Origin of the sequence: Microbacterium sp. Ag1 (assembly GCF_001005635.1) — a bacterium.
GTDB lineage: Bacteria > Actinomycetota > Actinomycetes > Actinomycetales > Microbacteriaceae > Microbacterium > Microbacterium oxydans.
The window spans coordinates 1-8377 of the sequence record NZ_LBCR01000009.1; the positions used below are offsets into that span (position 1 = coordinate 1).

The window sequence follows — 8377 nt, forward strand, 5'->3', positions numbered from 1 at the left end:
CCGGTGCTCCGCACCTCCTCAAGGGCGAGTACTCCACCGGCGCCGGAGCCGGCATCGACGTGTACTCGATGCGGCAGCCGCTCGGGGTCGTCGCCGCGATCACGCCCTTCAACTTCCCCGCCATGATCCCGCTGTGGAAGGCCGGCCCCGCGCTCGCCGCCGGCAATGCGGTCGTGCTCAAGCCCAGCGAGCGTGACCCTTCCGTGCCGGTGCGCATCGCCGAACTCTTCCTTGAGGCGGGCCTGCTGCGCACCCGGGGTCTCACAACGCTGGGACCCCGGTGAGGTCAGGTGATATGCGTCGCTTTTCGCTCGCCAACTCCGGTCTCCTCTACGTCCACAATCCACCCGCTGTGAACCCGTCGACGTCGCTCATCGGGGATGGGTTCTAGTGCTTGGGTAGCCACAGGTCCCGCCACGATCGACTCGTCCTCAGGCGACGGGACACCCTGAACCGGGCGAAGTTCCGTCGTGTTAGGGACCGCCTCGATCGTGAACGATTCGCGTGTGAGCTTTTCATCCAGATGGACATCCTTCGACGACTGGTGCTTGTCACCAGGCCGAGCCGCAGAGCGGACTCCCGCTCTGCGATCCAGCGAGTATCGGACCCTCCGTTCTACGACTTCATGTGTGACTGAACTTACGGCGCGGACCCGGCCGCGCATCCGGTCCACGTACTCCTCATCGTGGTGAGCTTCGAGAGCATCCACTGTCGCAGCTACCTCATGTCCGATCCGGTCAACGAGACTTCTGGTATCACGCGTCATGATGCCGAAGTCGACCTCATCCCCGACCGCAAACGGAGTACCGCAACACCTCCACTCCCAGCGACTCAGCCACACACGTGTCATGCCGACAGACTAACCGCGATCCCCGATGGGGGGCGATCCCTCGCGCTTTCGCCGATGAGCTCGCACTGGAAGGGAATCACTTGTTGGTCAACGACCCGTTGAACAACTGATCTGGAGCAGCCGCGCTGGCTACGATCCGTTGCTGGACGCTTCTATGTTTGTCAAGAGTTGGGTAGAGGGGTCGTAGCGACGCCTAGATGCAATCGTTGATTATTCTGTCGATCCAGTTGCGCCGGTCGAGACTGACGATCTGGTCCCGGCTGAACCATCCAAGCTCAAGCAGCTCATCAATGTCTAACTCTGTGAGGAGTCACAGCCTTGATCGGTTGGACAGGCTTCTAATCAAGCCACCGATGTGGGCCGGGTCGACGTCGGCCGTCCCATCGAGTACGGACATGTCCAGCAGAAGGCACCGAAGGGCCAGGTTTGGGGTGAGTTACGAACACGGTAGGAACAGCCAACGCCAACCCCGCCAGCCAATCCCAGATCGGCCGGATTGAGTCTCACCGGTTTGGGGTAATGCCGTGAGCGCAGACGACGATGAGTACTGGACTATCGACCAGGCTCTGTCGCGCACGATCGAGAGCACGGCCGAGAGTCTCGGCGTTACATTGCGAAGCCGGAAGACGGCCGATACAGCAACGTCCACGTTCGAGTTTGTCTTCACCGCGGACGAGGAGGGCAGGCGAATCTCGCTTGCCCTCATTCCAGTCGTGCTCCGACACCGCTCCTAGCTTGATCGGACTGGTTGGCACAATCGGCAACGGCAGCGATGAATGTGCGAGCTTCCTCCCATCCCCGTTGCTGTTTAATGAACCCGATGCTGCTTTCTATGGCAGGAGCGGGGGTCGGCACGAGGGCGGTGACGCCCGGTGCCGCGCCGAAGCATGGGGGGAGTGGTGCGCAAGCCGACGCGATTCAGTCGGGCAGAGTGAGACCGAGTCCAGTGGATCGGTTTCCGTCTCTGCGCAACACTGCCTGCCGTTCCTTGGCCTGCCATTAGGCTACGCGCGCATGTTTACCGGCTGCACGGTAGCCGCTAATGCGGCTCATTACCGGCGTACACAACTCCTCAACTACCGGGGACATCGCCCCCGAACGCAGGTGCGAACGGGCTCAGCGCGCAGGTTCTGAGGAGTTGCTCCCGGCGCGCGACCGCCGCACGACCGCCGCGACCCCGGTGAGCACGAGCAGCACGGCCACGACGATGGCGGCGATCGCGGTCGGGGTGCTCTCGGGCTCCCCGGTGAGCCGTCCGACCGCGAGCCAGGCGAGACCCCAGGCCGTCGCGAGGGCAGGAGCGATGCGTCCGGTGGCCCACGCCGCGGCAGCCCCGATCACCAGGACCACGATGAGCACGGCGATGGCCCAGGCATCCGCTGCCTGCGCCCAGCTCTTCGGAGCGATCTGCGTGAACCACGCGGCCGTGTTCGCCACCGTCGCGATGGTGACCCAACCGAAGTGCAGGCCGTTCGCGCCGTCAGTGAGGATGCGGTCGGCGAGGTTCCGGGAGGGAAAGCGGCCGAGCAGCACGATCACCCGCGCGAGCACGGCCAGGAGCGCCGCGATCACGACGACCGTGAGCCACAGCGTCAGGAACCGTGCGGTCACCAGCCACAGCCCGTTCAGCACCATCGAGGCGGCGATCCACCCGCCCACGGCCTGCTGACGCGGATCCTGCCGCTGAGCGGGGAGCGCCTGCCACACCGTGTAGGCGATCAGCCCGAGGTAGATCAGCGACCAGATCGAGAATGCGGGCCCCGCCGGCGCGAGGTACGAGCCCTGAGCCGAGAGCGCCCCGTCCTGCAGATCGTCGACGGACGCGCCGCCGAATGCTCCGGCCCCGACAGCGGCCGCGATCACCATGAATGTCGCCGCCGCGATGATCAGCGCCTGACGACCGATGCCCTTCGTGCGTGATTCCATGCCCCGAAGGCTACGGCTGTCCTTCCTCGGTCGCACCGGCCTTGACAGAGGTGCGCCGTTTCGCTAACCAGGTTAGCCAAAATATGGATGATGCGCCGGGCGAGAGTTCAGGCGCGGGCGAAAGCCGCGTCGATCAGCACCTCGGCCGCACCCCGCGCCTGTGCGGCGACGGCTGGATCGGCCGAGATCGCCGCGGTGCTCTGCGCTCCTTCGGCGAGGATCGACAGCTGCGCGGCGAGCGCGGGCGGAGCTCCGGTGTCGGCGACGAGGCCGGCCATGTACTCCTGGAATGACGCCTTGTGCGCCCGCACGATCTCCGCGACCTCCACATTGGTGCCACCGAGTTCGCCGAACGCATTGATGAAGGCGCAGCCACGGAAGTCGTCGGCGCAGAACCAGTTCTCGAGGTACCCGTAGACGGCCAGGATGCGCGCACGGGGGTCATCCCCCGCATCCGACACCGCCCCCGAGAGGCCGGACTCCCACTCCGCGTGCTTGCGCGCCAGCACGGCCGCGACGATGTCGCTCTTGGCAGGGAAGAGCGCGTAGAGGCGGCGCAGCGACACGCCGGCGGCCGAGCGCAGCTCGTCCATGCCCACAGCGGCGTAGCCCTTGCGGTAGTAGAGCTCCTCCGCGGCGGACAGGATGCGCTCGCGAGCCTCGTCTTCGGTCATGTCCAGAAGTCTACTTGACACGAGAACGAACGTTCTCTAGATTGAGGACATCGAGCGAGAACGACCGTTCTCACCGGAACCGAAAGGATCAGGACCATGGGCTACATCACCGTCGGAAACGAGAACAGCACCGCGATCGAGCTCTACTACGAAGACCAGGGAGCAGGTCAGCCCGTCGTCCTGATCCACGGCTACCCGCTCGACGGGCACAGCTGGGAGCGCCAGACCCGCGAACTCCTCGCCCAGGGCTACCGCGTCATCACCTACGACCGCCGCGGATTCGGCCAGTCCTCAAAGGTGAACTCCGGCTACGACTACGACACGTTCGCCGCCGACCTGAACACCGTGCTCGAGACCCTCGACCTGCGCGACGTCGTGCTCGTCGGCTTCTCGATGGGCACCGGCGAGCTCGCCCGCTACGTCTCCCGCTACGGACACGAGCGCGTCGCCAAGCTCGCCTTCCTCGCCTCGCTCGAACCGTTCCTCGTGCAGCGCGACGACAACCCCGAGGGCGTGCCGCAGGAGGTGTTCGACGGCATCGAGGCCGCGGCGAAGGGCGACCGCTTCGCGTGGTTCACCGACTTCTACAAGAACTTCTACAACCTCGACGAGAACCTCGGCTCGCGCATCAGCGAGCAGGCCGTGACCGGCAGCTGGAACGTCGCGATCGGCAGCGCGCCCGTGGCTGCCTACGCCGTCGTGCCCGCCTGGATCGAGGACTTCCGCGCCGACGTCGAGGCTGTGGCAGCGGCCGCGAAGCCCACGCTCATCCTGCACGGCACGAAGGACAACATCCTCCCGATCGATGCCACCGCGCGCCGCTTCCACCAGGCGGTCCCGGAGGCCGACTACGTCGAGGTCGAGGGCGCCCCGCACGGCCTGCTCTGGACCCACGCCGACGAGGTCAACGCCGCGCTGAAGACCTTCCTCGCGAAGTAACCCCTCCCCTGCCAGCCGTCCGTTCTCCGGGGCAGGCAGGCCGAAACGGAGACGACCCGGCATCCGGGCGGCGCGTCCACACAAGACACGCCGGCGGATGCTCGGGTCGTCTCCGTTTTGGCAGGAAGGAGGAAGGCTAGGAAGAGGGAGGAGGGGGGTCAGCCGCGCATGGCGACACCGCGGCGCCAGTAGCCCATGAAGGCCACCTGGCTGCGGTCGATGCCGAGGTCCTTGACCAGGTGGCGACGCAGCGTGGTGACCACGCCGCTCTCCCCCGCGATCCAGAAGTAACGTTCGGCCGGAGCGTCGGCCGTGGCGATGTCCTCGCCGAGACCGGAGTACTCCGGCGTCTCCCACAGCAGGTCCTCGCCGTCGATGTCCTTCACCCGGATCTCGTCCGCAGCGTCGGCGTCTCCGAGGTAGCCGAGCACGGCGGGGATCAGTCGCAGCCCGTGCGGCTCGCCGGCATCACGGGGAAGCCAGTGCACCTCGACCCCTGAGGGCACGTCGATGCGCAGGATGTCGGCAGGCGAGGGCACCTCGATGAAGGCGACACCGCGCAGGTCGCGCGGCGCGTCCTCCAGGATGCGGGCGATCGCCGGAGCAGCCGTCTCGTCGCCCGCGAGCACGACCGATGCCGCGGTACCGGGGGCGAATTCGGCCCCTCCGTGCGCATCCACGTCCACCCCGCGGCGGGGTCCGACCAGGTAGAGCTCCTGCCCGACCGCGGCCTGGCTCGCCCACAGGGAGGCCGGCCCGGTCAGACCCGGCTCGAGGTGCAGCACGAAGTCGACGTCCACCTCGGTGCCGGTCTCGGGATCGACCCGCAGCTCGCGCACGGAGTAGGTGCGCATGGATCCGCGCTCCTCCTCCGGCACGGCGAGGAAGGCCTGCCACCAGTTGTCCGATGCCCTGTCGAGGTCGGGCAGCACTCCGGACGCGGGTGGGAAGACCAGCTTGATGCGGCTGTCGAACACCTCACCCGGTGTGCCGAACTCGCTCAACTCGTCTCCACCGAAGGTCACCCGCACGAAGGAGGGCGAGACACGCGCGACGGCCCGCACCTCGGCGCGGGTGAGGATGTAGGTCGGGCGCTCGGTCGTGGTCGTCTCAGCGGACATGGTGCCTCCCGATGGGTGTGACCATCGGCTTGCCGGAGACCGGATCGATGGTGATCTGATTGGCGAGGCCGAAGACCTCTTCGACGAGCTCGGCGGTGACGATGTCCTGGGGTGCGCCCGTCGCATGCACGCGCCCGTCCTTCATCGCGACCAGCTCGTCGGCGTAACGGGCGGCGAGGTTCAGGTCGTGCAGCACCATGACGATCGTGGTGCCGCGTGAGACGCTCAGGTCGGTGAGCAGGTCGAGCACCTCGACCTGGTGCGCGACGTCGAGGAAGGTGGTCGGCTCGTCCAGCAGCAGGATGTCGGTCTCCTGCGCGAGGGCCATCGCGATCCACACGCGCTGCCGCTGGCCACCGGAGAGCTCGTCGACGCTGCGGTCGGCGAGGTCGGAGATGCCGGTCGCGTCGAGGGCGTCTGCCACCACCTCGTAGTCATGCGTGCTCCAGCGGGCGAGCATCTTCTGATGCGGGTGCCGTCCGCGGCCGACCAGATCGGCGACCGCGATGCCCTCCGGCGCGACGGGCGACTGCGGAAGCAGCCCGAGGATGCGCGCGACCTCCTTGGTCGGGCGTGCGTGCACCGACTTGCCGTCGAGCACGATCTGCCCGTCGCTCGGCGACAGCAGACGGGCGAGCGAACGCAGCAGCGTCGACTTGCCGCATCCGTTCGCTCCCACGATGGTCGTGATGCGGCCGGGGGCGATCTGCAGGTCGAGACCGTCGATGATGGTGCGGTCGCCGTAGGCGAGCGTGACGCCCTCGGCGGACAGGCTGTGCGAGACGGTCAAAGCGAACCCCCGGAGCGGTTGGTGCGGATGAGGAGATAGATCAGGTACGGCGCACCGACGACGCCGGTGATGACTCCGACGGGGTAGCGGGTTCCGAAGGCGAACTGGCCGATGAGGTCGCCGGCGAGCACGAGCAGAGCCCCGACGAATGCCGACGGCAGGAGCAGGTTCGCGCCTGGACCCGTGATGCGCGCGGCGATGGGCCCCGCCATGAACGCGACGAAGGCGATGGGCCCGGTGGCGGCCGTCGCGAATGCGAGCAGCGCGACCGCACCGAGGATGAGCAGCAGACGTGTGGCGTTGACGCGGATGCCGAGCCCCGCCGCCGAATCGTCTCCCAGCTGGAGCGCTCCGAGTGCGCGGCCCTGCGACAGCATCAGCGGCACGATGATCAGCGCGGCGATCGCCATCGGCAGCACCCGCTCCCACGATGCGTTGTTGAGGCTTCCGGTGAGCCACTGCATCGCGGTCTGGATGTCCCAGTTCGCCGCGCGCGACAGCAGGTAGGAGATGACGCTCTGCAGCATCGCCGCGATGCCGATCCCGATCAGGATGAGCCGCGTGCCGGCGAAGCCGCCCTTGATCGAGAGGAGGTAGATCACGAAGGCCGTGACCACGGCACCGACGAGCGCGAGCAGCGACACGACCGGCCCGTTGACGGAGAGCACGATGATGCCGAACACGGCTGCAGCTCCGGCGCCGTTGGAGATGCCGATGATGTCGGGCGAGGCGAGGGGGTTTCGCAGCATCGTCTGGAAGCAGACGCCCGCCATGCCGAAGGCGATGCCGGTGAGGACGGCGAGCACCGCGCGCGGCAGCCGCAGGTCGCCCACCGTGAACGACGCCCCCGGCACGGTCTCGCCGAGGATCACGCGGATCACCTCGTCCGGTGTGTAGAACGTGTTCCCCGCCATGAGAGCGACCGCGAAGAGGGCGAGGACCAGGACGCCGAGCACGATCGTGGCGATCGCGTGACGACGGTGGCGCGAGCGTCGGCCCGCGACGATCCGCGTGATGCGGGCGGCGGCGGACTCCTCGCCGCGTTCGAGGGTGTGCTCGGTGTGCTCGGTCGTGCTCACAGCTCACGCACCTTCTGCCGACGGACGATCCAGATGAAGAACGGCGCTCCGATGATGGCGGTGATGATGCCGACCTGGATCTCCTCGGACGACGGCGCGATCACGCGGCCCACGATGTCGCTCGCCGTCAGCAGGGCGGCGCCGGCGATGGCCGAGAACGGAAGCAGCCAGCGGTGGTCGGTCCCCACCAGCATGCGGCACACGTGCGGGATGATCAGCCCGACGAATCCGATGGGTCCGGCGATCGCGGTCGCGGCCCCGGCGAGGATCACGGCGCCGAGTGCCGAGATCATGCGGGTGCGGAACACGTTCTCGCCGAGACCCTTGGCCATCTCGTCGCCGAGGGCGAGGGAGTTCATGCCCCGCGAGCACAGGAAGCAGATGAGGGCGCCGACGGCGAGCACCGGCGCGGTCAGGGCGATGCGCGGCCACTCCGCTCCGCCGACGCCGCCGATCTGCCAGGACTGGAACGTCTGCAGCAGGTCGACGCGGGGCAGCATCACGGCGCTGATGAGCGAGGCGAAGGCGGCCGATGTCGCCGCCCCCGCGAGTGCGAGCTTGAGAGGGGTCGCTCCCCCGCGCCCGAGCGAGCCGACCGTGTAGACGAAGACGGCGGCGACGCCGGCGCCCACGATCGCGAAGGCCATCTGCCCGTAGGGGTCGGCGAGTCCGAAGAAGGCGATGCCGCAGACCACAGCCAGGGAGGCGCCGTTCGAGACGCCGAGGATGCCGGGGTCGGCGATCGGGTTCCGAGTGACCGCCTGCATGGTCGCTCCGGAGAGGGCGAGCGCAGCGCCGACGAGGAGGGCGAGCACGGTGCGCGGTATGCGCTTCACGATCGCGGCCTCGGCGATCGTGTCGGTGTGGCCCGTGAGCGCGGCGACGATGTCGTCGAACGAGACCGCGCGCACGCCGAAGGAGATCGACAGGACGCTGAGGACGACGAGCACCACCAGCCCGACGAGGAGCCAGATGGTTCGCACCAGCACCGGGCGCCG

The 8377-nt window shown here is 67.8% G+C and carries 8 protein-coding genes and 1 pseudogene; 2 read left to right on the plus strand and 7 right to left on the minus strand.

From position 1 onward, the window contains the following. A pseudogene (locus AAY78_RS00105) lies at positions 1-245 on the plus strand (aldehyde dehydrogenase family protein); the annotation flags it as partial. 41 nt (positions 246-286) lie between these two features. Here AAY78_RS00105 and AAY78_RS20250 read toward each other — a convergent pair. From AAY78_RS20250 to AAY78_RS00120, 3 genes are all read right to left on the minus strand, one after another. After that, positions 287-850: a DUF6578 domain-containing protein gene (locus tag AAY78_RS20250; RefSeq protein WP_378802503.1), complete on the minus strand. Its 564-nt coding sequence runs from the start codon at positions 848-850 to the stop codon at positions 287-289. 1116 nt (positions 851-1966) lie between these two features. Then, positions 1967-2776 carry a tryptophan-rich sensory protein gene (locus AAY78_RS00115; RefSeq protein ID WP_046746351.1) on the minus strand — a complete coding sequence of 270 codons (810 nt, stop codon included), beginning with the start codon at positions 2774-2776 and terminating at the stop codon, positions 1967-1969. A 107-nt stretch (positions 2777-2883) separates the two neighbouring features. After that, positions 2884-3450, minus strand: coding sequence for a TetR/AcrR family transcriptional regulator (locus AAY78_RS00120; protein WP_046746352.1), 567 nt, complete (start codon positions 3448-3450; stop codon positions 2884-2886). 96 nt (positions 3451-3546) lie between these two features. Between AAY78_RS00120 and AAY78_RS00125 the strand changes: the two genes are divergently transcribed. Continuing rightward, positions 3547-4389 carry an alpha/beta fold hydrolase gene (locus tag AAY78_RS00125; RefSeq protein WP_046746353.1) on the plus strand — a complete coding sequence of 281 codons (843 nt, stop codon included), beginning with the start codon at positions 3547-3549 and terminating at the stop codon, positions 4387-4389. Between the two features lie 158 nt (positions 4390-4547). Here the strand turns inward: AAY78_RS00125 and AAY78_RS00130 are convergent, their stop codons facing one another. The 4 genes from AAY78_RS00130 to AAY78_RS00145 form a co-directional block, all read right to left on the minus strand. Further along, positions 4548-5510, minus strand: coding sequence for a siderophore-interacting protein (locus AAY78_RS00130; protein WP_046746354.1), 963 nt, complete (start codon positions 5508-5510; stop codon positions 4548-4550). Further along, complete coding sequence (locus AAY78_RS00135; RefSeq protein ID WP_045262087.1) at positions 5500-6300, minus strand: ABC transporter ATP-binding protein; 801 nt, start codon at positions 6298-6300, stop codon at positions 5500-5502. Before AAY78_RS00135 ends, AAY78_RS00130 begins: the two co-directional genes overlap by 11 nt. Further along, the gene (locus tag AAY78_RS00140) at positions 6297-7379 is read right to left on the minus strand and encodes a FecCD family ABC transporter permease (RefSeq protein WP_052748573.1); all 1083 of its coding nucleotides are present in this window, start codon (positions 7377-7379) and stop codon (positions 6297-6299) included. The genes AAY78_RS00135 and AAY78_RS00140 overlap by 4 nt, the downstream gene beginning before the upstream one ends. Further along, the coding region (locus tag AAY78_RS00145) for a FecCD family ABC transporter permease (protein ID WP_046746356.1) at positions 7376-8377 on the minus strand (1002 nt) is incomplete at its 5' end. The genes AAY78_RS00140 and AAY78_RS00145, both read right to left, overlap by 4 nt.

Excerpts from the sequence above, each read along its gene's own strand:
- AAY78_RS00120 (WP_046746352.1), bottom strand. The coding sequence starts at position 3,450 with ATGACCGAAGACGAGGCTCGCGAGCGCATCCTGTCCGCCGCGGAGGAG.
- AAY78_RS00115 (WP_046746351.1), bottom strand. The coding sequence starts at position 2,776 with ATGGAATCACGCACGAAGGGCATCGGTCGTCAGGCGCTGATCATCGCG.
- AAY78_RS00125 (WP_046746353.1), top strand. The coding sequence starts at position 3,547 with ATGGGCTACATCACCGTCGGAAACGAGAACAGCACCGCGATCGAGCTC.
- AAY78_RS20250 (WP_378802503.1), bottom strand. The coding sequence starts at position 850 with ATGACACGTGTGTGGCTGAGTCGCTGGGAGTGGAGGTGTTGCGGTACT.
- AAY78_RS00130 (WP_046746354.1), bottom strand. The coding sequence starts at position 5,510 with ATGTCCGCTGAGACGACCACGACCGAGCGCCCGACCTACATCCTCACC.